General features: G+C 48.8%; 2 tRNA genes and 1 rRNA gene. All 3 read right to left on the minus strand.

Features of this window, described 5'->3' with window-relative positions:
- Window positions 1-170: 170 nt before the first annotated feature.
- Window positions 171-246, minus strand: a tRNA-Ala gene (locus tag ACI0FO_RS29420).
- A gap of 37 nt (window positions 247-283) precedes the next feature.
- A tRNA-Ile gene (locus ACI0FO_RS29425) sits at window positions 284-360 on the minus strand.
- 132 nt (window positions 361-492) lie between these two features.
- Window positions 493-545: ribosomal RNA gene (locus tag ACI0FO_RS29430) — 16S ribosomal RNA — on the minus strand; the annotation flags it as partial.

Below are 545 nucleotides of genomic sequence, written 5' to 3' on the forward strand. Positions count from 1 at the left end.
TACCTATCTTCTTCAGCTTGCGCCGAGTACTTGATAAGTACATTTCGTTGTGCTTCTTCCAGATTGTTAAAGAACGAATATAGCTGTTAGGTAAAACCTAACTCATAACGCTGCAGACAGCGCTATGAGTTAGCCTCTACATCACCACCCGGTGAGTATTTGAGAATCAATGGTGGAGGTGAACGGGATCGAACCGATGACATCCTGCTTGCAAAGCAGGCGCTCTCCCAGCTGAGCTACACCCCCATATCCCACACAGTGACTAGCACTACGCGAAATACTTTGGTGGGTCTGGTTGGATTCGAACCAACGACCCCCGCCTTATCAAGACGGTGCTCTAACCAACTGAGCTACAGACCCAAAACCTTCTCGGATCAGTAGTCAGGTAGCTGAAGACCCAGGGAAGATTCCCTCGACCCAAGCCTACAACTGATCCCAGCTATATCAAACAACCGATAAGAGTGGACACTTAATACGAGCACTTAAGCTCTGAAAGGAGGTGATCCAGCCGCACCTTCCGATACGGCTACCTTGTTACGACTTCA

The organism is Achromobacter marplatensis (genome assembly GCF_049060505.1).
GTDB classification, from domain to species: Bacteria; Pseudomonadota; Gammaproteobacteria; order Burkholderiales; family Burkholderiaceae_B; genus Achromobacter; species Achromobacter marplatensis_A.